24 protein-coding genes and 1 tRNA gene are annotated in these 21625 nt (G+C 69.3%); 12 read left to right on the forward strand and 13 right to left on the reverse strand.

What is annotated here, in order from left to right; genetic code table 11:
* Positions 1-66 precede the first annotated feature (66 nt).
* Positions 67-363, forward strand: coding sequence for a hypothetical protein (locus FXO18_RS03865; RefSeq protein WP_149359720.1), 297 nt, complete (start codon positions 67-69; stop codon positions 361-363).
* A 13-nt stretch (positions 364-376) separates the two neighbouring features.
* Here the strand turns inward: FXO18_RS03865 and FXO18_RS03870 are convergent, their stop codons facing one another.
* The 8 genes from FXO18_RS03870 to FXO18_RS03905 form a co-directional block, all read right to left on the reverse strand.
* Positions 377-748 carry a hypothetical protein gene (locus tag FXO18_RS03870; protein ID WP_149359721.1) on the reverse strand — a complete coding sequence of 124 codons (372 nt, stop codon included), beginning with the start codon at positions 746-748 and terminating at the stop codon, positions 377-379.
* Positions 749-1126: 378 nt separating this feature from the next.
* Complete coding sequence (gene mshC, locus FXO18_RS03875; protein WP_149359722.1) at positions 1127-2380, reverse strand: cysteine--1-D-myo-inosityl 2-amino-2-deoxy-alpha-D-glucopyranoside ligase; 1254 nt, start codon at positions 2378-2380, stop codon at positions 1127-1129.
* A gap of 59 nt (positions 2381-2439) precedes the next feature.
* Complete coding sequence (locus tag FXO18_RS03880) at positions 2440-3231, reverse strand: SCO1664 family protein (RefSeq protein ID WP_149359723.1); 792 nt, start codon at positions 3229-3231, stop codon at positions 2440-2442.
* The gene (locus FXO18_RS03885) at positions 3228-3827 is read right to left on the reverse strand and encodes a DUF3090 domain-containing protein (RefSeq protein WP_149359724.1); all 600 of its coding nucleotides are present in this window, start codon (positions 3825-3827) and stop codon (positions 3228-3230) included. Before FXO18_RS03885 ends, FXO18_RS03880 begins: the two co-directional genes overlap by 4 nt.
* Before the next feature lie 47 nt (positions 3828-3874).
* Positions 3875-4561 (reverse strand): histidine phosphatase family protein, encoded by a 687-nt coding sequence (locus FXO18_RS03890; protein ID WP_149359725.1) that lies wholly within the window; start codon positions 4559-4561, stop codon positions 3875-3877.
* Positions 4562-4613: 52 nt separating this feature from the next.
* Positions 4614-5447, reverse strand: coding sequence for an undecaprenyl-diphosphate phosphatase (locus tag FXO18_RS03895; RefSeq protein ID WP_149360091.1), 834 nt, complete (start codon positions 5445-5447; stop codon positions 4614-4616).
* 38 nt (positions 5448-5485) lie between these two features.
* The gene (locus FXO18_RS03900; RefSeq protein WP_149359726.1) at positions 5486-6529 is read right to left on the reverse strand and encodes an LLM class F420-dependent oxidoreductase; all 1044 of its coding nucleotides are present in this window, start codon (positions 6527-6529) and stop codon (positions 5486-5488) included.
* Between the two features lie 49 nt (positions 6530-6578).
* Positions 6579-6953: a hypothetical protein gene (locus FXO18_RS03905; protein WP_235900425.1), complete on the reverse strand. Its 375-nt coding sequence runs from the start codon at positions 6951-6953 to the stop codon at positions 6579-6581.
* Between the two features lie 221 nt (positions 6954-7174).
* Between FXO18_RS03905 and FXO18_RS03910 the strand changes: the two genes are divergently transcribed.
* Together FXO18_RS03910 and FXO18_RS03915 are read left to right on the forward strand one after the other, a co-directional pair.
* Positions 7175-8218 (forward strand): YncE family protein, encoded by a 1044-nt coding sequence (locus FXO18_RS03910; protein WP_149359727.1) that lies wholly within the window; start codon positions 7175-7177, stop codon positions 8216-8218.
* 21 nt (positions 8219-8239) lie between these two features.
* Positions 8240-9319 (forward strand): quinone-dependent dihydroorotate dehydrogenase, encoded by a 1080-nt coding sequence (locus FXO18_RS03915; RefSeq protein ID WP_149360092.1) that lies wholly within the window; start codon positions 8240-8242, stop codon positions 9317-9319.
* A 142-nt stretch (positions 9320-9461) separates the two neighbouring features.
* On the opposite strand, the gene FXO18_RS03920 is transcribed toward FXO18_RS03915, so the two are convergent.
* Together FXO18_RS03920 and FXO18_RS03925 are read right to left on the reverse strand one after the other, a co-directional pair.
* Positions 9462-9992, reverse strand: a complete 531-nt coding sequence (locus FXO18_RS03920) for a YbhB/YbcL family Raf kinase inhibitor-like protein (RefSeq protein WP_149359728.1) — start codon at positions 9990-9992, stop codon at positions 9462-9464.
* Positions 9993-10080: 88 nt separating this feature from the next.
* Positions 10081-11475: a M20/M25/M40 family metallo-hydrolase gene (locus FXO18_RS03925; protein WP_149359729.1), complete on the reverse strand. Its 1395-nt coding sequence runs from the start codon at positions 11473-11475 to the stop codon at positions 10081-10083.
* Positions 11476-11614: 139 nt separating this feature from the next.
* On the opposite strand from FXO18_RS03925, the gene FXO18_RS03930 reads away from it, so the two are divergent.
* Positions 11615-11699, forward strand: a tRNA-Leu gene (locus tag FXO18_RS03930).
* 109 nt (positions 11700-11808) lie between these two features.
* Positions 11809-11988 carry a MerR family transcriptional regulator gene (locus tag FXO18_RS03935; RefSeq protein ID WP_149359730.1) on the forward strand — a complete coding sequence of 60 codons (180 nt, stop codon included), beginning with the start codon at positions 11809-11811 and terminating at the stop codon, positions 11986-11988.
* 34 nt (positions 11989-12022) lie between these two features.
* On the opposite strand, the gene FXO18_RS03940 is transcribed toward FXO18_RS03935, so the two are convergent.
* Positions 12023-12346, reverse strand: a complete 324-nt coding sequence (locus tag FXO18_RS03940) for an HPF/RaiA family ribosome-associated protein (RefSeq protein ID WP_149359731.1) — start codon at positions 12344-12346, stop codon at positions 12023-12025.
* 206 nt (positions 12347-12552) lie between these two features.
* On the opposite strand from FXO18_RS03940, the gene FXO18_RS03945 reads away from it, so the two are divergent.
* The gene (locus FXO18_RS03945) at positions 12553-13986 is read left to right on the forward strand and encodes an SDR family NAD(P)-dependent oxidoreductase (RefSeq protein WP_149359732.1); all 1434 of its coding nucleotides are present in this window, start codon (positions 12553-12555) and stop codon (positions 13984-13986) included.
* 77 nt (positions 13987-14063) lie between these two features.
* Positions 14064-14456 carry a DUF2784 domain-containing protein gene (locus tag FXO18_RS03950; RefSeq protein WP_149359733.1) on the forward strand — a complete coding sequence of 131 codons (393 nt, stop codon included), beginning with the start codon at positions 14064-14066 and terminating at the stop codon, positions 14454-14456.
* Between the two features lie 4 nt (positions 14457-14460).
* Here FXO18_RS03950 and FXO18_RS03955 read toward each other — a convergent pair whose 3' ends face one another.
* On the reverse strand, positions 14461-15444 hold the full coding sequence (locus FXO18_RS03955) for an Acg family FMN-binding oxidoreductase (protein WP_149359734.1): 984 nt from the start codon (positions 15442-15444) through the stop codon (positions 14461-14463).
* 42 nt (positions 15445-15486) lie between these two features.
* Positions 15487-16353: a nitroreductase family protein gene (locus tag FXO18_RS03960; RefSeq protein WP_149359735.1), complete on the reverse strand. Its 867-nt coding sequence runs from the start codon at positions 16351-16353 to the stop codon at positions 15487-15489.
* A gap of 224 nt (positions 16354-16577) precedes the next feature.
* Between FXO18_RS03960 and FXO18_RS03965 the strand changes: the two genes are divergently transcribed.
* From FXO18_RS03965 to FXO18_RS03985, 5 genes are all read left to right on the forward strand, one after another.
* The gene (locus FXO18_RS03965; protein ID WP_149359736.1) at positions 16578-17618 is read left to right on the forward strand and encodes a nucleoside hydrolase; all 1041 of its coding nucleotides are present in this window, start codon (positions 16578-16580) and stop codon (positions 17616-17618) included.
* Complete coding sequence (locus FXO18_RS03970; protein ID WP_149359737.1) at positions 17605-18231, forward strand: hypothetical protein; 627 nt, start codon at positions 17605-17607, stop codon at positions 18229-18231. The genes FXO18_RS03965 and FXO18_RS03970 overlap by 14 nt, the downstream gene beginning before the upstream one ends.
* A gap of 119 nt (positions 18232-18350) precedes the next feature.
* Positions 18351-19142: a histidine kinase gene (locus FXO18_RS03975; RefSeq protein ID WP_187774164.1), complete on the forward strand. Its 792-nt coding sequence runs from the start codon at positions 18351-18353 to the stop codon at positions 19140-19142.
* Positions 19135-19908, forward strand: a complete 774-nt coding sequence (locus tag FXO18_RS03980; RefSeq protein WP_187774165.1) for an energy-coupling factor transporter transmembrane component T — start codon at positions 19135-19137, stop codon at positions 19906-19908. Before FXO18_RS03975 ends, FXO18_RS03980 begins: the two co-directional genes overlap by 8 nt.
* Positions 19905-21608, forward strand: a complete 1704-nt coding sequence (locus tag FXO18_RS03985) for an ABC transporter ATP-binding protein (protein WP_149359739.1) — start codon at positions 19905-19907, stop codon at positions 21606-21608. The genes FXO18_RS03980 and FXO18_RS03985 overlap by 4 nt, the downstream gene beginning before the upstream one ends.
* Positions 21609-21625: the final 17 nt, after the last annotated feature.

Here is a 21625-nt window from a genome sequence, read left to right on the forward strand (position 1 = left end):
TCGCGCTCGCGCCCCGCTTCCGGGATCCTGGAGGAGTACCACCCACGTCGAGAACAGGAGGGGCGCATGTTCGCCATCCTCGCGCTGGTCGCTATCGCGCTGATGACCGCGACCGTCCTCGCATTCGCGGCGAGCGGCCCCAAGACGTACTGGCGGGTCAGCGCCGCCCTGCTGTGGGCAGGGATGGCGGTGTTCATCGCCCGTGCCACGGTTCTCGAGGACCTCGATGGCCTGCCATTCCTTCTCCCGCTGGGCATGCTGCTGCTCATCAGCGGCAGCATCGCCACCTACACGCGCGTCATCGTCAGCACCCTTGACACGCTGGAACGGCGAGATGGCCCCGCTGGGCGCCGCCGCTGGTAGTGGCCTCTGGTGGCTAGCTCGCTAGCGCAGCGACCGGACGGGCCGCGCGCAGGGCAGGGGCGATGGTCAGGGAGTATCCGCCCATTCCCGTCTCGCTGACCCCTGCTGAATAGGTCGGCGGGCACCATGCCTCGACCACCGAGTGCTCCCCCGGCGCGCCGAGGTACAGGAAGATCGGGCGATCACGGTCACCGCCGACATGGAGGGTCAGGCCATGAGCGCTGCTCGCGGGAACGCGGATGGCGACCGTCGCGCGCGGCGGAACCATGCCGGGGGCCGGTGCGGGGCGATGTCTTGATGCCTGGGCGAGCGAGCCTGGCGAATCGATGACGAGGGGCTCGGCCGTGAGGTTGGTCACGCTGATGGTCAAGGCGGTGCTGCGCATCGTGTTGATCTCCACCTAGGTCTGCAGTGTGGCTGGTCACGCCCTGCGGGCAGCGGGCGTGGCGTACTACCCTGACTATCGGTAGTTGCTGGCGCAATGTTGCAGTCCTGGTGGTGAATTCCCGGCAAACACGATGTGATAGCGCGCACACCACGGCTGTGGGAGCTCGGCCGGGGCTCGGGTCGGCAGCCTCGGCGGACAGCTTGGGTCGGCGGCTTGAGCCGGCAGCCTCGGGTCGGCGCCCTCGGTCGGCAGAAGCACCCGAAAACAGCAAACGCGATAGAAGCGGACCCGGGTTCCCCGCCGTTTCTATCGCGTTTGCGGGGGCCTGGCACCGGGCGCACGCCGCGCGCACCGGGGGGCACCGGGGATCAGCCGCTAGCCCAGCAGCGGCACCCCGAGCAGCGCGTCCACCGTCGCCGCGACGTCGGCCCCGGCTGTAGTGCTCCGGCCACCGCGGTCCGTGGCCTCCGCTGCCCAGAAATCCAGGGCGGCCAGAGCGCCCGGGGTGTTGAGGTCATCGGCGAGGTGCCGGCGAACCTCCGCGATGACGCCGGAGGCATCGGGAGCCCCGTCCCGGCGGACCGCGTCGCGCCAGCGGGCGAGCCTGCGCTCCGCGTCGGCGAGCAACTCATCCGTCCAGTACCGGTCCTCGCGGTAGTGCCCGTTGAGCAGGGCCAGCCGGATCGCGGCCGGATCGACGCCCTGCCCGCGCAGCCGGGAGACGAACACGAGGTTCCCGCGGCTCTTGGACATCTTCTCGCCGTCGAGGCCGATCATCCCGGTGTGCACATAGTGCCGTGCCATGCGTCGCGAGCCCGTCGCGGCCTCGGCGTGCGCCGCGGAGAACTCGTGGTGCGGGAAGATCAGATCGCTGCCGCCGCCCTGGATGTCGAAGCCCACACCGATGCGGTTGAGCGCGATCGCGGAGCATTCGATGTGCCAGCCGGGACGCCCCTTGCCGAACGGCGACTCCCAGGAGGGCTCGCCCGGTCGCTCGGCCCGCCACAGCAGCGCATCGAGCGGATCCCGCTTGCCTGGCCGCTCCGGGTCGCCACCGCGCTCGGCGAAGAAGCGCCGCATTGTCTCGGCGTCGTACCCCGATTCGTACCCGAACTGCTCGGTGGCGGCGATGGGGAAATACACATCCGGGTACTCGGCATCATCCACGGTGTAGGCGTGGCCGGAGGAAACGAGCTTCTCGACCATCTCGATCACTTCATTGATCGATTCGACCGCACCGATGTAGTCGCGCGGCGGAAGCACGCGCAGGGCTTCCATGTCCTCGCGGAACAGCGCTGTCTCGCGCATGCCGAGGACGATCCAATCCTCGCCGTCACGAGCCGCTCGCTCGAACAGGGGGTCATCGACATCGGTGACATTCTGCACGTAGTGGACGTCGTGCCCGAGGTCACGCAGGACCCGGTTGATGATGTCGAACGCCAGGTAGGTCGCCGCATGGCCAAGGTGCGTGGCGTCGTAGGGAGTAATGCCGCACACGTACATCGTGGCGGTCGGCCCCGGTGACACCGGTCGCAGCGCACGATCAGCGGTGTCGAAGAGGCGGAGCGCCGGGCCACGGCGATGCGGTGCCCCGATGGAGGGCAGATCAGGGGCAGACCAGGACAGCATATCTCCCACTGTAGGCGCTGCGCCCCGCCCAGCCACAGTCGCGCTCCGTCCGGCCGCGGTTACCAGAGCGGCCACGGGACGGGGTTCGGGGAGGCTGGAACGGGCAGCATGCCTGACTCCCGTAGTCGGGCGGTGCGGGCGCGCAGGGCCGTGAGCTCCGCAGGGGTGAGATGCTCGGCGAGAGCGTCCGAGAGGTTCCCGTCGAGCGCGGCCAGGAGCGCGCCGAGGCGGTCGTGCTCCTCCTCGGTGAGCGACGATCCCGCCCATCCCCACAGCACGGTGCGGAGCTTGTCCTGCGCATGAAGGCAGATCCCATGATCGATGGCCTGGATGCGCCCGCCCGGCCCGGCGAGGACGTGCCCGCCCTTGCGGTCGGTGTTGTTGAGCACCACGTCGAGCAGGGCGATCTCGCGCAGGCCCGGTTCGTCACGATGCGCGATGACGAGTTCCTGCGGCGGGTCCTCGTCGGACCATGCCCGCAGCACGGGCAGGTAGCCGGGCTCGATCGCGGCAGCGGGGAACACACCCACGAAGTCGTCGGTGTCCTCCTCGGTGTCGATCCATTCCTGCACCATCCCCGGACCGTGCGGTCCGTCGCGCAGCACGGTCGTGGGGATCGCGCCGATGCCGAGCGCCCGATCGATGAGGAACGAGGCGTGCTCGCGGCCGGCCAGCGTTCCGTCGGGGAAGTCCCAGAGGGGCCGCTCGCCGCGCACGGGCTTATAGATGCAGCGCTGCCGCGCGCCATCGAGCTGCGCGTCGCACAGGAAGCTGACGTTGCTTGCCGCGGGGATGCGGCCCAGTATCGCGAGCTCGCCCTCGCAGAGCACGCCCGCGGAGCCTGCCTTCACTCGTCGTCGTCGCTGTCAGGCGCTTCGTGCGGATCGATATGCACGCCGCGGCGGTATCCGTTGAGCCGGATGCACAGGTGGCCATCAGGATCGAGCGGCTCTCCGCAGAGCGGGCAGGTGGGCCGGCCGGCCGAGACGATGGAATGGGCGCGCGCCACGAACTCGCGCGCCTGCTCCGGTACCAGGAAGACCCGCAGGGCGTCCGGGCCCTCCTCCGCGTCACCGAGGACCACGGACTCGTCGACCTCCTCCTCGGTGATGGCGAGCAGCTCGACGACCACCGAGCCTGCCTCCGCGTCCCAGCCGAGGCCCATCGTGCCGACCCGGAACTCCGGCTCGACCGGGCTGATGAGCGGATCGGCGTCGGAGAACTCCTCCGCGGGCGGTGGCACGGGTGCTCCGAAGCGCTTGCGCACCTCGTCGAGCATGGCACCGACACGATCGGCGAGCACTTGCACCTGCTGCTTCTCCAGCATCACGCTCACCACGCGCTTCTCATGGGTCGCTTGCAGGTAGAACGTGCGATCGCCGGGCTGCCCGACGGTTCCGGCGATGAAACGATCGGGGCTGCGGAAAACATGGATCACGCGTGACATGGCTTCTCCAACCCTACTGTGTGCGGTTCCGGTGGCGCGACTCGATGCTAGCGAGGCACATGGCCACCCACAGCCGCCTCCGATGACGTGCCACTGCCCTTCCCATGGTGCCCGAGCCCGTCGAAGCGGGACCCGTGGTCGTTCAAGTGGTGCAGGAACGGCCGGGTCTCGGTGTAGCGGACGACACTCACCGAGCCCGGCTCGATAACGATGCGCTGGAATCCATCGAGGTGCAGGCCCAGCGCATCCGCCACGACCGCCTTGATGATGTCGCCATGCGAGCAGGCGAGCCACGCCACGTCGTGCCCATGCTCCTCGCGCAGGCGCAGATCGTGCTCGCGGACCGCCGCGACAGCGCGGGCCTGCATCGCGGGCATCGACTCCCCGCCCGGGAACGCCACGGCCGCTGGATGCTGCTGCACCACCCGCCACAACGGCTCGTCGACGAGGTCCGCGAGGGAGCGGCCCGTCCAGGAGCCGTAGTCGACCTCGATGAGCCGCTCGTCGACCATCGGCTCGAGGCCACAACGCTCGGCGAGGGGCGCGACGGTCTGCGCGCAGCGCAGCAGCGGCGAATGCACGATGCGGGCCAGCGGGACGCTGGAGAGCCGCTCCACCAGGTCGCTCGCCTGCGCCAGGCCGCGATCATCGAGACTGATGTCGCTGCTGCGCCCGGCGAGGATGCCGGAAGTATTGGCGTGGGATCGACCATGGCGCAGCAGCAGGACCGTCATGCCAACACTGTAATGCCGTCGCAGCGGACGAGGGCGCCGTGGCGACCCCGCGTCAGGTGGCGCTGATCGTGCCCGCGGACAGCAATGCCAGCATGACCACGCCGACGATCACCCGGTATCCGACGAACCACATCATCGAGTAGCTCTGGACGAAGCGCAGGAACCAGGCGATGGTCGCGTAGCCAACAATGAACGTGATCACTGTGGTCACCGCGAGCTGCAGGCCCGTGGCGCTCAGTCCCGTTCCTGCCGGATCGAACGCATCGGGCAGGCTGAACAGGCCCGAGGCGACCACGGCGGGGATGGCGAGGAAGAACGAGAACCGGGCGGCGGCGTAGCGATCGAGGCCCATGGCGAGGCCTGCGGTCATGGTGCCGCCCGAGCGGGAGACGCCCGGGATCAGCGCGAAGGCCTGCGCGATGCCCATGCCGACGGCGTCCTTGCCCTTGATCTCCGCGACCGGTCGGCGCTTGCTGCCCCAGTAGTCTGCGGCACCGAGCAGCAGGCCGGCGATGATGAACATCCAGGCGATGATCCACAGGTTGCGGGCTCCCTCGCGGACCTCGTCGCGGAAGATGAACCCGAGCACGCCGATCGGTAGCGAGCCGATGATGATGTACCAGCCCATGCGGTACTCGAACGCTTGCCGCGCTTCCTTGCTGACCAGGCCATGCAGCCAGCCGCGTGCGATGGTGTAGATGTCCTTGGCGAAGAACACCAGCACCGCGGCCTCGGTGCCCAGCTGCGACACCGCGGTGAACGATGCCCCCGCGTCGGTGCCGAAGAGCAGCTCATCGGCCAGCCGCAGGTGCCCGGACGAGGAGATCGGCAGGAACTCGGTGAGGCCCTGGATGATCGATAGCACGACCACCTGCAGCCAGGACATGTGCTCGGCCGTCCCGGCGGCCTGGGCGACGAGCTGGTTCACTCAGCGACCCCTGACTTCTCGTAGGCCTCCATCGCGGTGCGCAGGACAGCGAAGGGGTCGAGGCCTGGCATCACGCTGATGATGAGATTGGTGACGCCCGCCTCGGCATACGCGCGCATCTTCTCCGCGATCCGGTCGACCGGGCCGAGCAGGCCCACCTCGTCGAGGAATTCCGCGGGCAGTGCCGCCTGTGCCTCGGCGTAGCGCTTGGCGAGGAAATGCTCCTGCACCTCGTCGGCCGCGGCCCCGTAGCCCATGCGGGTGGCGTTCTGGTGGTAGAAGTTCTTCTCCCGGCTGCCCATGCCGCCCACATAGAGGGCGGTGAACATGCGGGTCGCGTCGGCGGCGGCGCGCCAGTCATCGCCCGGCACGAGGGGCAGCGTGGGCGCGACGTCGAAACCGGCGAGCTGCTTGCCTGCCTTGGCGCGACCGGCCTCCACATGGGCGAGCTGCTCGGGGAGCATGCCGGGCGAGGCGAACATGCCGAGCCAGCCGTCCGCGATCTCCCCGGAGAGCTCGAGGTTGCGTGGCCCGATCGCGGCGAGGTAGATCGGGATGTCCTCGCGGGCGCCCTGCACGGTCAGGTGGATAGGCTTGCCCGGCCCGTCGGGCAGCGGCAGCGTGTAGTGCTTGCCCTGGTGGACGAGCTTCTCGCGGCGCAGCGCGGATCGCACGATCTCCACATACTCGCGCGTGCGGGCGAGTGGCTGGGAGAACCGCACGCCGTGCCAGCCCTCCGACACTTGCGGGCCGGACACGCCGAGCCCGAGCCGGAACCGGTGCCCGGACATGGTGTCGAGCGTCGCCGCGGTCATTGCCGTCATGGCCGGGGTGCGCGCGGGGATCTGCATGACCGCGGAGCCGATATCGATGCGGGAGGTGTGCGCGGCGATCCAGGACATCACCGTGGCGGCATCGGAGCCATAGGCCTCCGCCACCCAGACCGAGGAGAATCCGAGCTCCTCCGCCCGCTTCGCCACCTCGAGGTTGCCACCATCGTTGCCGAGCCCCCAGTAGCCAGCATTCAGGCCGAGTTTCATGGCTAGAACGGTACCGCGCGATGCGTGCTTGCGGCGCGCGGACGGCGGATCAGCAGGAACTGTGGCTGGGCTCGCGCCAAACGAGCAGGGATGCGGCGCGGTGGATCCACGATGACAGTGCGCTCTCGACGCGCACATGATCGAGCCGGTGCTCCGTGTCGGTCACAGCGTCGCGGACTGCCGCGACGACGCTGCGTTCGTCAGCGACGTCGATGTCGACGATGGAGAGGTCCGCTGCGCCTGCGACGTCCGTGGTGTCGGGTACGGTTGTCGAGAGTCCAGGACGGTACACCTCCACGTGCAGGAGGTGGTTGCGGACCTGGAAGGTGAAGGTGCGCCCATCGGGCGTCTGCCCGAACCCGTGGGCGTAGGGATCGAGGGAAAGGTCGTCGATGACAAAGCCGGAAGCGGTGCCCGCTGTCATGCCATTACCTCCATGCTGCTGAGTAACCACGTTGTTCCTCCAGACACGCTGTGCGCAATGATCGGTTCCAGGCGCGACCGCCGTGGGCGAGCCCCATATCATTGCGGTACCCACGCTACCGCCAACGACACGCCGGTATTGCCGTTTTCGCGCGCCCTGCTGCCCCGGCCCGCCTCATCCCGCGCACTGGAAGGCCATCGTTCATCGTGAGTCCACTCCGGGTGAATCCACTCCGAGCCCTCCCTGCCGCGCTCGCGGTCTCCTGCGTTCTCGCCCTTGCGGCCTGCGGCGACCAGTCCGGCCCGCCCAACGTGCCCACTGTGCCTCCGGCCACCCCCGCAGCGGCGCCAGCGCAAGCCGCCGCCGAGGATCTCGACATCGTGCCACTCGAAGAACCGGTCCACGGGATCCACTGGGATGCCTCCACCGGCTCGACCATCCTGCTCGCCGAGCAAGCGATCCTCCTCACCCGCGAGCTCGCCACCGCGCCCACCGATGCCCCGCCGCGCGACCTCGAGCGGGTCGACCTGCCCGCAACGCCGGAATCCCTCGTCCTCGACGGCGCGGGCACGGCCTACCTCACCGCTGGGCCGACCGTGCTCGCCATCGATCTTGATGATCCCCGGCCCCGCGAGATAGCCCGGCTCGACGGACCAGCCGACCTCGTCTCCATCACCCTCGTCGACGACGACGTGCTCGCCGTCGGCACCAGCGACGGAGCGATCCACGTCCTCGACCCGGCCTCGGAGGGCATCTCGCTCACCGAGCCACGGATCACCGGGCTCGTGGGAACGGATGTGCTCGTCAACGTGGGCGGCAGCATCGCCGCGCTGGACCGCCGCCAGTCCAAGATCACCGAGGTGCTGCTCGATGAGGGAACCGTCGGCTTCGCGCTCCGAGCAGGCAACGGGGCATCGACCATGGTCACCGATGCGCGCGGACGCATCCTCGTCGCCAATACTCGCGATGGGGAGCTGCTCGTGTACTCGCTCGACAGGCTCATCCTGCGCCAGCGCTATCCCGTGCCCGGCTCGCCGCACGGCATTGCCTACGATGCACGGGAGGACATCGCCTGGATCACCCAGACTGGCCGCAACGAGATAGGCGCCTACACGCTCGGCACCGGGATACCCGTCGAGGTCGCCCGTTTCGCGACCGTGCGGCAACCCGACTCTGTCACCATTGACAGCGATAATGGATTTGTCTACATAGCGTCCGCGACCGGTGATGGCATCCAGCGCATCCCGGCCTCGGACGCACGATAGCCGCACGATCAGGGAGAAATGGTGTACCGCATACTGCTGAGGCTGATGTTCCTCCTGCCCCCGGAGGTCATCCACCGGATGGTGTTCGGCGCGATCAAGGCCGTGGGCATCATCCGGCCCCTGAGCTGGATCAGCAGCACCGTCCTCGCCCGCCATGACCCGATCCTTCGCAGCACCGCCCTCGGCGTGGAGTTCCCCGCCCCGCTCGGTCTCGCCGCGGGCTTCGACAAGAACGCGGCAGCCGTCAACTCCTGGGGGCCCATCGGCTTCGGCTACGCCGAGATCGGTACCGTCACCGCGCACCCCCAGCCCGGCAACCCCGCGCCACGACTGTTCCGGCTGCCCGCCGACCATGCGCTCATCAACCGCATGGGCTTCAACAACCACGGCGCCGGGTTCGCCACCAACAACCTCCGCAAGCGGCGCACCAGCATTCCGATCGCGGCGAACATCGGCAAGACCAAGGTCGTTCCCACTGACGAGGCCATCAACGACTACCTCGCCTCGGCGCGGCTCCTCGGCCCGCTGTCGGACTTCCTCGTCGTCAACGTCAGCTCCCCCAACACCCCGGGGCTGCGCGACCTCCAGGCCGTCGAGTCCCTGCGCCCCCTCCTCACCGCCATCCGTGCCGCAGTCACCGTGCCCGTCCTCGTCAAGATCGCCCCTGATCTCTCCGACGAGGACATCGACGCCGTCGCCGACCTCGCCCTCGATCTCGAGCTCGACGGCATCGTCGCCACCAACACCACCATCTCCCGCGCGGGCCTCAACACCCCCGCCGACGAGGTGGAGGCCATGGGCGCCGGTGGGCTATCCGGGGCCCCTGTCGCCGATCGCTCCCTCGAGGTGCTCCGGCGCTTGCACCGACGGACCCAGGGGCGCATCACCCTCGTCTCCGCTGGCGGCATCGAGACCGTCGACCAGGCCTGGCAGCGCATCCAGGCCGGCGCGTCGCTCCTCCAGGGATACACCGGATACATCTACGGCGGGCCCCTGTGGCCGCGCCGCATCAACCAGGGCATCGCCCGCAAGCTCCGCACCCACGGCTACAGCTCGCTCGCCGAGGCAGTCGGCAGCGAGAACCGGCAAGGGGCCCGGTAGCTCCCCGCACCGCCCCCACCCCGCAGGGAGTGGAAACCGCTCCCGCCCCGGGAGTGGAAACTTTTCCTCGCCTGAGCGGGAAAAGTTTCCACTTTCAGCCGCTGCACCCCGGCCCAAGTTCGGCCAGCGCGACCACCCCCGGCTACTCCTGGCTGTAGGTGCCGACGATGACGGCCCGTGCGATGGCCTGCGAGAACAGGTTGAAACCGAGAAACGCCGGCGTCGCGGTATCGGGCAGGTCGATGCGCTCCGTCGCCACGGCATGCACCGCGATGTAGTAATGGTGGACCCCATGCCCTGCGGGGGGAGCCGCGCCGACATAGCCGGAGAAGCCTGCGTCGTTTCCGAGCTGCACCGCGCCATCGGGCAGCGCGCTGCCATCCTCCACGCCCGCGCCGGCCGGCAGCTCTGTGACGGAGGCCGGGATGTTCGCTACCGCCCAGTGCCAGAATCCGGAGCCGGTGGGCGCGTCCGGATCGAGGACGGTGACGGCAAAGCTCTTGGTCTCCTCGGGGAAACCGCTCCAGGACAACTGGGGAGAAATGTCCCGCCCTCCAGCGCCAAGCACCCCCGAGACCTGTGGAAGCGCGAGGCGCTCGCCGTCGGTGACATCGGTGGACGTCAAGGTGAAGGTGGGCAGGATAGGCAGCGAGGCGTAGGGGTTGATGGCCATTGCGGCTCCTTTCGTCGTGGTTGTCGCCCCACCTGGTGGTTCCAGGTGATCCGGGGCGCCGGGTGCTCGGAGCACCCGTGTTGCACAGCTAGCAGCGCCTGAGCAGCTCGCCGAGGACGCGGGTGCCGAAGCGCAGCGCGTCGACAGGTACGCGCTCGTCGACCCCGTGGAACAGCGAGGCGAAATCGAGCTCGGGCGGCAGTTGCAGCGGGGCGAACCCGAAGCAGCGGATCCCGAGCTTCGCGAATGCTTTCGCGTCCGTTCCGCCAGAGAGCATGTAGGGCACGGTGCGCGCGCCGGGGTCCTGCGACAGCAGCGCATCATTCATCGCATCGACGAGGTCGCCGTCGAAGGTCGTCTCGTAGCTATCGAGCTTCGTCACCCATTCGCGGGTGACGTCAGGACCGAGCAGCTCATCGACCTCCTTCTCGAACGCGGCCTGCCGTCCCGGCAGCACGCGGCAGTCCACGACGGCCTCGGCGGTCTGCGGGATGACGTTGGCCTTGTAGCCGGCGCGGAGCATCGTGGGGTTGGCGGTATCGCGGAGGGTGGCGCCGATGATGCGGGAGATGCTGCCGAGCTTGGCGAGCGTGCCCTCGAGATCCGGGGAGTCCGGGGAGAGGTCGAGTCCGGTCTCCTCCCCCACTGCCGCGAGGAACTGCTGCACCGATTCGGTCAGCACCAGCGGGAAGCGATGGCGGCCGAGCCGCGCGACGGCCTCGGCGAGGTAGGTGACGGCATTGTCCTCGTGGAGGAAGGAACCATGCCCGGCGCGTGCCTTCGCGGTCAGCTTCATCCAGGCGATGCCCTTCTCGGCCGTCTCCACGAGATACAGGCGGCGATCCGTTCCATCCGGGCGGGGCACGGTGAGAGAGAAGCCGCCGACCTCGCCGATCGCCTCGGTGACACCCTCGAACAGGTCGGGGCGGTTCTCCACCAGCCAGTGCGAGCCGTACTTGCCACCGGCCTCCTCATCGGCGAGGAACGCGAACACCAGATCGCGGGGCGGCACTGTGCCCTCTCGCTTGAACTGGCGGGCGAGGGCGATGGTCATGCCAACCATGTCCTTCATGTCGATCGCGCCGCGGCCCCACACGTAGCCGTCCTCCACGGCGCCCGAGAAAGGATGCACGCTCCAATCGGCGGGCTCGGCGGGCACGACATCGAGGTGGCCGTGGATCATCAGGGCCCCCCGCGCCGGATCGGCACCCGGCAGGCGGGCGAACACGTTGCCCCGGCCTGGCCCGCCCGATTCGACGTAGGTGGTCTCGTACCCGGCCTCGTGGAGCTGCTCGGCAACCCACTCGGCGCACTCGCGCTCCGGATTGAGGGTCTCGGGATCGCCCGTGTTGGTCGTGTCGAAGCGGATGAGGCGGCTGACGATATCCACGACCTCCGCCTCGGCCGCGCCATGCCGGTCGCCCGCCGTGCTGCTCGCGGGAACGGGCTCGGAACCTGGGGTGCTGCTCTTGTCGACCGTCACACCCCTTTCCTACCACCGTGGGCGGGCGAAGTCAGGGATGCATGGCTGGATTACCCCCAACATGCGGCGTGAGCAGCGGATTTTGGACTACGGCCACCGATGGGCTAACCTATCTCAGCACGCGCAAAGTACCGCGCATGTCCGGGTGGCGGAAATGGCAGACGCGCTAGCTTGAGGTGCTAGTGCCCGTATAGGGCGTGGGGGTTCAAGTCCCCCCTCGGACACACTCGAAACACCCTGCATCTCCACGATGCAGGGTGTTTCTCGTTTCGGTAGGCCGGGCAGGCGTGAAGCGCTTGACAAGCCAATACCATGCAGCGCTACGGTCTACGCGTGTCCCAGCATCAGCAACCAGTCGACGTGACCACGCCCCGCGAACTCGCTATCGAGCTCGGCGTCAGTGACCGGAATATTCGTCAGTGGCTTCGCGACCAAGGCTGGCAGTCCACGCCCTACACACGCTGGCAGCTCACGCAGGAGCAGGCACAGCAGGTCCGGGCGCACTTTCGCTGAATCGGCCCGACCCGTCAGCATTAGGCCCGACCCGTCAGCGCCGCCGCTGGTCCTCGTGCTTCGAGATCTCCTTGTCGAGCTGGCTCCACAGCTCGTCGCGCACCTCGGCGATGGCCGTCTCGATCTGCTGCTCGGTGGAGGTGGCAACGATCTTGGGCATGCCGGAGATCCAGCATTCGAGGACCACGCGTTGCGAGGGAGTGTCGCGCTCCTTGACGGAGATCTCCATCTCGACCTGCTCGGGAGTCCAGCGGGAGAGCCGGGCGTCGAGGCGCCCGAAGAGGAGCCGGGTAATCAGATCACCGTCGTCGCTGGTGAACTGCGGGACGATTCGCACGCGGTCGGCGTAGTCGCTCATGGTGGCTCCATTCGTTGCTGGCGATGATGCCCCCTCGATGCTAGTCCTGGAATTCACGATGCCGCTGGTGGAGCGGTATCATCGACGCCGCGCTAGGGCTGCTTCGCGACGGTCCGGGGCGCTTGTCCGAGACGACGGCACGATCGCGCGCGGGGTGGTTCGATGGCCCTGCGCCTGGAGCACAGAATGGCTGGCACGCACCCCTCATGATTGATCCCGACGAGCTGGCGACGTGCTTGCGCGTGCTGGAGCAAGCCGGTGAGCTTGATCCCGAGCATCCTGATTCGCTCACTGTGCAGCGCGCGGTGGGTGGGTTGTTCAAGTCGTTGAAGCGGCGCCGGCGCGTGCAGGCCCGGGCCGAGAAGAACTCGCATGATCGGGCGATCATCGAATCGACCGCCACGGGCTCGCCCACGCGCATCGACGATGAGACCGAGGGCATCCCGCTGACGTCCACCGCCAAGGGCGCCTCGGCGGGCACGTTGCTGCAGCCTCAGGGCTGCTACATCTGCAAGACCGACTACACGCGGATCGATGCGTTCTATCACCAGTTGTGCCCGCAGTGCGCGGCCTCGAGCCATGCCAAGCGTGATGCGCGGACGGATCTCACGGGGCGGCGGGCGCTGCTCACGGGTGGCCGCGCCAAGATCGGCATGTACATCGCTCTGCGGCTGCTGCGCGATGGTGCGCACACCACTATCACCACGCGATTCCCGCAGGATGCCGTGCGCCGGTTCGCCGCGATGGAGGACAGCGCCGAGTGGATGCACCGATTGCGCATCGTCGGGATCGATCTGCGTGATCCGGCCCAGGTGGTGTCGCTCGCGGAGCTGATGCAGGCCGATGGGCGCCTCGATATCCTCATCAACAATGCCGCGCAGACGGTGCGCCGCTCCCCTGGCGCTTACAGCGCGCTCGCCGAGGCGGAATCAGCTCCCCTGGCCTCGGGAATGCTCGCGGAGGTCGTCACCTTCGGCAAGCCCAGCCAGCTGCACCCGGCCGCGCTGACCGGTGATCTCGATGTGGCCGCGATGGACGCCTCCCGCCTCGATGCCGCGTCGGTGACATCGCTGGCGCTGCGCGCGGGCTCGGCGACGGTGGAGCGGATCAGCCAGGGCGTCGCGATCGATGCGGGCGGGCTACTGCCGGACCTCGCGCGATCCAACAGCTGGGTGCAGCGCGTGCACGAGGTGGATCCGCTGGAGCTGCTCGAGGTGCAGCTGTGCAACTCGGTCGCTCCGTTCATCCTGGTATCCCGCTTGCGCGCCACTCTCGCCGCCTCCCCCGCGCGGCGCAAGTATGTGGTGAACGTCTCGGCGATGGAGGGACAGTTCGCGCGCCGCTACAAGGGCCCGGGCCATCCGCACACCAACATGGCGAAGGCCGCGCTGAACATGCTCACCCGCACCAGCGCGGAGGACATGAAGGACGAGGGCATCCTGATGACCGCCGTGGACACGGGCTGGATCACCGATGAGCGCCCCCACTACACCAAGGTGCGGCTCGCCGAGGAGGGCTTCCACGCCCCGCTGGATCTCGTCGACGGCGCGGCGCGGGTGTATGACCCGATCGTGCAGGGCGAGAACGGCGTGGACCTGTACGGCTGCTTCCTCAAGGACTACAAGCCGTCCGCCTGGTGAGCGAGCGCTCCCGATCCGTGCCGGGTGCCCGCGAGGCTGGTCCCGCCTAGCATGGAGGGAAAGGCAGGAGGCGAATCATGATGTACCGGATCATCGGCGACGTCACCATGGTCACGCATTTCCTGTTCCTCGCCTACGCGATGCTCGGTGGGTTCCTCGCCTGGCGCTGGCCGCGCACCATCATCCTGCATGTGCTGTGCGTGGCGTGGGCGGTCGGACTGACGGTTCTCAACATGCTCGGAGTGGCGTGGCACTGCCCGCTCACCTACGTCGAGAACTGGGCGCGGCGCCGCGCGGGCGAGGAGGGACTGCCCGATGCCGGATTCATCGACCACTACCTCACCGGGGTGATCTACCCGGATCAATATCTCGGTCTCGCCCGCGCGGTCCTGCTCGGTTGCGTGATCGTCTCGTGGATCGGCTTCGTCATGATCCGGCGGCGGCGCCGCAGCCTGGTAGCGGCCCGGTAGCGGGTCACTCGACCTCGATGAGGTCCTCGAGCCGGCGCCGCGGCACTGGCGGCAGCGCGGGCCCGCTCGCGAGCCCCAGCCGGATCGCGGACTGGGGGCGCGCGAGCGTGGGGCCCGACCGGGACGCCGCTTCATGGACGAGCTCGCGGGGGCGCGGTTCCTCGGTCATATGGGTGAGCGTGCAGCTCGCGACCCCGCGTGCTGTGGCCTCGAGCAGCATCGCGGAGAGCGCCTGCCCCGCCATCAACCACTCAGTCGGTGAGTCCCCGGCCGTCGCGAGAACGACGACTCGGGCCTCGTCGGTCGTGCTGGCCGCGGAGAGCGTGCCACGCTCGGTCTGGAAATCACGGCCCGCGGCGCCGCTCGTGCCCGGGCGGGGCAGCGCCGTCGCCGGGACTCCCTCGTCACGGGTGCCCGCCCCGATCCACCAGTGCGTGTCGTGCTGGTAGTCGGCGTCGTACCGGTGCTGGGCGGCGGCCATTCCGGATGCCTCGGCGATCAGTGGCAGCGTGTCCCGGTCGACCAGGGTGCTGGATGCCCCCACCTCGTGCGCCAAGGCAGCCAGCGCCGCCGCGAGATCGTCGAGCGTTCGCGGCTCGAGCGGCCGGTAGGGGCGGCGGTCGGTGCGGCGCTGCGGGATGGCGGCGACGATGCGGGCCGCGCGCGGATCTGCACGATCAAGCGGGGTGGCAGTGACCTCGGCGAGGATGCGCGGATCCCCGCCGGGCATCGGATGGACGTGGGTCTCCCAGCCGGCGGCGCGCAGCGCGGCGCGCGCATGGTGGAGCGCGGCGCCGCAACTGATGATGGCCTGCCGCCCCTGCGGGTCCGCGTGCCGAAGAGTGCGCAGGTCATCGAGGCGCAGCCGCAGCACGCGCCCATCGGTGGTCCACAGCCACGGCTGGGAGTTATGGACCGAGGGCGCATACCGGGACTGGTCGACGGCCGAGCGCAGGGTCGCGATGTCAGGGGTGTGAATGGTGGTCATCGGGGTGCCTTCCGGAGAAGAGAAGCAGGGCTGTTCGGCGATTCATCGGCATTGGAGAAGGTCATGCACGGCCCGCCGGTTGGTCCGTGGCAGCGCCGGGTAGCGGCGGATCCCGATCCGGATCACTGCCTGCGCATGATCCCGCGCGCCCGCGCCATGACGCGTGCCGCGATCACAGCGGCCCGCCTCGCGGGCAATGCCTTCCCGGTCCGGGAGGTCCACGACGGGGCAGGTCGCGAGACCGTGCGAGGTGGCGACGAGCAAGGCCTCGGAGAGGGCCTCCCCGGCACGCAGCCAGTCCCTCGGGGTGTCCTGGCGGGTGGTGAGGACAGCGATGGCGGAGTAGTCGGGGTCCATGCCCCAGTGACCGAGCCGCTCGGTGCGCACCGGCAGTCGCGCGGCGGGCGCGACGAGGTACGCGGAGTGGTCGTCGAGGATGGTGATGCCCACGTCGTGGTCCTCGGCGGTCGCCCGCAGCGCGGCGAACACGGCGTGGTCGTGGGCGGGCACTGCCAGCGGCCTGGTCTCGGTGCGCCGCTGCTCGATGGCCAGGAACATCGCCATGTCACGCGGACTGGTCACGTGCCGGGGCACGAGCCGCACGGTGGCCACCAGGGTGTCGCTGATGCCGCGCGGGAAGCGTTGCACGGCTCCCTCCCAGCTCTGGCCGAGCAGCGCGACCATGCCGTGGTGGAGCGCGACGCCGCAGCTGAGGATGGTGAGCCTGCCGAGGGGATCCCGGACCCCGGACATCCGCTCGGGGTCCGAGTACAGGTGCAGCCCCTTGGTGTCGAAGCGCCACTGCCAGGGCTGCCGGTTCCACACCGAGGGCGCATGGCGAGCGATCCCGAGGGCATCCTGCACGACGCCGGGGGCGGGCATGGTCGTGGGCATATCGAGGTGTGGCATCGTGATCTCCCCGGGTGTTGCGACGCAGCGCGCCCTGGTGGTCCTGTCACCTTCCAGGGTCGCGCGCGCGGTGCCCACCGCGACACGGGCTAAGGTCACCGGAGCGTGCCCCGGTGTTCCCCAATGCCCGGGACCTTCGGCCACCATTGGTCCCGCATGGCCTGCTGCCCGGCGCTGGTCGGCGTCTCGTAGGATGCGAGTGGCCACGCGGGAAGGATTGGATCATGCGCCAGCAGTTGATGATCGACCTCGATACGGGCATCGACGATTCGCTCGCGCTGGTGTACCTGCTGGCATCGCCCGAGGCCCGGATCCGGGGCATCGCCTCCACCGGGGGCAACGTGACCGCGCGCCAGGTGGCGGCGAACAACCTGGCCTGGCTCGATCTGTGCGGCGCGCCGGACATCCCCGTGGCCCTGGGCGCGGAGGCGCCGATCCTCGATGAGCTGCGCACCAGCGAGGAGACGCACGGGCCGCAGGGAATCGGCTACGCGGAGCTGCCAGCGGCACGGCGCGAGCTGTCCCCGCTCAGCGCCGCCGAGCTGTGGGTGAAGCTCGCGCGCGAGCACGAGGGAACGCTCGTCGGCCTCGTGACGGGCCCGCTGACGAACCTCGCTCTCGCGCTCGACCTCGAGCCCCGCTTGCCGGAGATGCTGTCCCGGCTGGTGATCATGGGGGGCGCCTTCAACCATCCCGGCAACACGACCCCCACCACCGAGTGGAACATCTCGGTCGATCCGGAAGCAGCCAAGCAGGTGTTCGATGCCTTCGGCGCGGCCGAGACCCACCCCTTGCCGATCGTGTGCCCGCTCGATCTGACCGAGCGCATCATCCTGCGCCCCGACCACGTCAGCTCGCTCGCCGAGGAAGCGGGAGCGCCCGCCGAGCGCATCGCCCCCGATGATCCGCTGGGCGAGCGCTCCACCTCCCCCAATCCGATCATCCGGCACCTCTCTGATGCGATCCGGTTCTACATGGAGTTCCACCGGGCCTACGACCAGGGCTTCATCGCGCACATGCATGATCCCTTCGCAGCGGCGATCGCCCTGAACCCGCAGTGGGCGAAGACCCGCGCGGCCACCGTGGATGTGGAGCTAGCAGGCTCCATCACCCGCGGCACGACCGTTGCTGACTGGGCAGGCATGTGGGGACGGCATCCCAACGCTGACATCGCGACCGATACCGATCCGGAGGCGTTCCTCGCGCACCTCGTGCAGCGCGTGGGCAGATTCGCGGCATCGTTGACGGCCGATGGGCAGCGCTGAGCAGGACGGCCCCCGGCCCGAGCGCGACCCCGACCGCGTCGAGCGATGGGAGCGATCCCTCGCCCTGCCCGTGCTGGTCGCCGCGCTCGTCTCGGTGCCCGCGGTGTTCCTCACCCTCATCGACGGCCCGCTGGCCACGCTGGGCCATATCGTCAACTGGCTCACCGCGCTGGTGATCGTGGGCGAGTCGCTGGTACTGATGATGGTCAGCGGCGATGCCTGGCGCTGGGCGCTCCGCCACAAGTGGACGCTGCTCCTCACCGCGGCGATGATCCCTGCCGTGGTGCTGGCGATCGGGCCGCTGCAGATCGTGCGCGCCATCGTGTGGCTCGGCGCGCTGCGCATCCTGCGCGTCTCGCGCATCATCAAGGCGGGACGGATCATGCAGCAACGCACCGGCATGGGGCAGCGCTCGGGCACGATCATGATCGTGGGACTGACGGTGGTCGCGGCGGTGTTCGTCGTGTTCGCGCTCGCCGATCCGGGCAGCGGCACCCGGCAGGCCGCCTCGTGGGTGCTCGAGAACCTGGGCCCGGTCCCCGCCATCGTCGCTGGGCTTATCGTCTTCGCCACGACCCTGATGACCCTGCGCTACCGCCAGCGGCGCCGCTAGGGCCGTGTGCTCGCTGCGGGTGTCCGGTTCCGCCGCCGTGCTGCTATCATTCTCCACGCCGTCGGGGCAGCGGCGGCCTGCGCAAGACCTCATTGTCGTCGAGCCGAGCAGGAGTGGACGTGGCCGCCCCGAACCAGACCTTTCCCCGTCACCGCGCGAGCATCATCCTCGGCGCTGGCATCATCATCGCTACCTACGCATACCTGGTGCTGCTGCGGCCCGAGGGCCTGCCCGATGGCACCGGCACGGCGAGCGTGATCGCGCTGGTCGGCAATATCGCCGGCGCGCTGCTGCTCCTCGCGGGGGTGATCCACCGGTTGCCGCTGACGACGGTCGCGCTGATCCCGAGCGCCATCGCGCTGAACATCGTCATGGGCCAGATCACCTCCCAGCTGGGCATCAACCTCTACCTGGACTCGCTGGGCACCGTCCTGGTCGGCGCGCTCGCCGGTCCAGCCGCCGGCATCGCCGCCGGAGTGCTCGGAAACGTCGTGTGGGGCGTGACCCTAGCCCCGGTCGCGACGGCCTTCGCCTCGGTCGCCGCGCTGACCGGTGCCATCGCGGGCTACATGGCGCGGGCTGGCCTGTTCCGCCGCGTGTGGACCGCCCCCATCGCGGGCGCGCTGACGGGCGTGGTCACCGCGCTCGTGGCCGCACCGATCGCCGCTTTCGCGTTCGGCGGCACGACCGGGGGCGGGGCCACCGCCGCGGTCGCCGCGCTGCGCGCGATGGGATCGAGCCTGCTCCAGGCAACGACCCTGCAGGGCCTGATGTTCGATCCGCTGGACAAGGCCATCATCTTCACTGTCGCGGCGCTGATCCTCGCCGCCCTGCCGCAGCGAATCCTCGCCCAGTTCGGCCCCCCGCCGACAAGACAGCCGGCACGTTCCCCGGATACCGTCCGTGGATGAGCCAGGCCCGAGCGACGATCCGCGCGACGCGGAGGATCTGGCCTGGGCGCGGCGCCGCCACCCCGTCCTGCTGCTCGTCGGCTTCCTGTGCCTGCTCGTGCTGGTATTCGTCACCCCCATCTGGTGGTGGCTGCTGCCTGGCATGATCGTGCTGGTCGTGCTCCTCGCGCGCTGCGGCCGGGCGGGCACCTGGTTGGCGCTCGCCGCGCCATTCGCGGTGCTCGCTTTCCTCCTGCAAGGCATGTTCTATCCGGAAGGCGTCACCGAGCTGGCCAGTCTCGGGCCCGCCCGGGTGACCACCGAGGGCCTGGAGTTCGCGGCGCTGCTGAGCCTGCGCATCGGCACCAGCCTTGCCCTCTTCCTCGTGCTCGGCGCGGCCGTGACGCCCGCCCGGATGATGCCCGCGCTGACCAGTGTCGGGATGAGCCCGCGCGTCAGCTACATCGTCATGTCGAGCATTACCCTGGTTCCCGAGCTGCGCGCCCATGCCACCACCGTGCTCGATGCCCAGCGCGCGCGGGGGCTGCGCACCCGGGGCGGGCCGGTGCATCGCCTCCGGATCATCGCCGGAGTGGCATTGCCGGTGGTGCTGCGCATCATCGCGGATTCGGGCGAGAAGGCATTCATGCTCGAGCAGCGTGGCTTCGGGGCGGCGCGCCGGCCAACGACCTATCGGTCCCTCGAGTTTCCCCAGTGGGAACGGCTCGCGTGCGTGGTGCTGGTACTCCTGACCGTAACCCTGGCGATCGTGCTGGTGGCGGGATGACCGGGATGATTCGTGCGACGGGACTGTCCTATGAGTACTCCCACGCGGATGGGCCCACCCTCGACGATCTCGCGCTGAGCGTGGACAAGGGCAGCTGCACCGGGATCATCGGCGCCAACGGCAGCGGCAAGACGACCCTGGCGCGGCTAGTCGCGGGCTGGCACGGGCACGGCCAGCTCAGGGGCACCATCACTATCGCGGGGCACGACATCCATGCCGTGCCGTTGCACGAGCGCGCCTCGCTCGTCGGGTTCGTGGGCGACAATGCCATGACCCAGCTGACCGGCATCACCGATACCGTCGAGGATGAGATCGCCTTCGGCCTCGAGCAGCGCGGCATCGCCCGCCGCACGATGCGCGAGCGTGTCGCCACCATCGCCGAGCAGCTGCAGATCGAGCACCTGCTCCCCCGGCATCCGCGCGCCCTCTCCGGCGGCGAGCAGCAGTGCGTGGCCATCGCCGCGATCCTCGTGGCCCGCCCAGAGGTGCTCGTGCTCGACGAACCGACCACGATGCTCGACCCGCACGGCCGCGATCGTGTCTCCCGGCTGCTGCACCAGGCCCGGCAGGCCGGGACGACGATGCTGCTGGTCGAGAATGATCCGGTGCTGCTCTCGGAGCATGCCAGCACCATCGCGGTGCTCGGCGAGGGCCGCATAGCCGAGACCGGCGAGCCGCGCGAGATACTCGGCTCCCCGGAACTCTCCTCGACCGGCGCGCGACCGACCCGCTACTCCGTCGCGGCCGGGCTCGCGGGCCTGCCCGACCGGCCGCTTCCCGTCACGCTGCAGGATGCCACGGCTGCCTTCGCGCCTTACCGGTTGCGCAGCCAGGAGCCGGATCATCCGCAACGCGTAGACGGCGAGCACGCCCTCGACCGCAAGAGCGAGGTGTCGATCGAGCTGGAGAGAGTGATCGTTGATCGCGGCGGCTCGGCGCCCGCGCTTGACCGGGTGTCGCTGGTGATCCCCGCCAGCAACCGGGTCGCCATCGTGGGCCGCAACGGCGCTGGCAAGTCAACTCTCGCCGCGCTGCTCAATGGCGCCATCCTGCCTGCTTCCGGAACAGTGCGGGTGGGCGGCCTCGATACCCGTGACGCCCCCGTGCACCGGCTGGCCCAGCGCGTGGGGATCGTCCTGCAGGATCCCGATGCCCAGTTGTTCGCGCACACGGTTCTCGACGAGGTGTCGTTCGGACCGCGCTCGTGCGGTTTCCACGATGCGAGCGATCGGGTCGCGGAGGCGCTGGAGGTGGTGGGGCTGGCGGGGCAGGAGCGCGCGCATCCGCACGATCTCGGGCGGGCCGGTCGACTGATGCTGGCGCTCGCGTGCGTCCTGGCGATGCGCCCGCCCGTGGTGGTGCTCGATGAGCCGACCGTGGGGCTCGACGCTGCCGACCTTGCCCGCCTCGGGATGGTGCTGGGCGTGCTTCGCGAGCAGCGGCGCACCGTCGTGCTCATCACCCATGATGTGGATTTCGCGGTCGAGCAGTGTGATCGGCTGGTGCTGCTCCATCAGGGCCAGGTCGTCGCGGATCGGCCCGTGTCGGCGATGGTCGCGGGTGGAATGCTCGCCGAGATCTATGGCCGGGCCCCTCAGCTCTCGATGCTCGCCGGGGAGCTCGGCTGGCCGTGGTCCCCACGCACGTGCGCGGAGCTCGCTGCGGCACTGGCGCCCGCTTCATCCGAGATGGGCGAATAGTCCGGGCTCGGTCATCC

This window comes from Lolliginicoccus suaedae (assembly GCF_008312885.1).
Lineage (GTDB): Bacteria > Actinomycetota > Actinomycetes > Mycobacteriales > Mycobacteriaceae > Lolliginicoccus > Lolliginicoccus suaedae.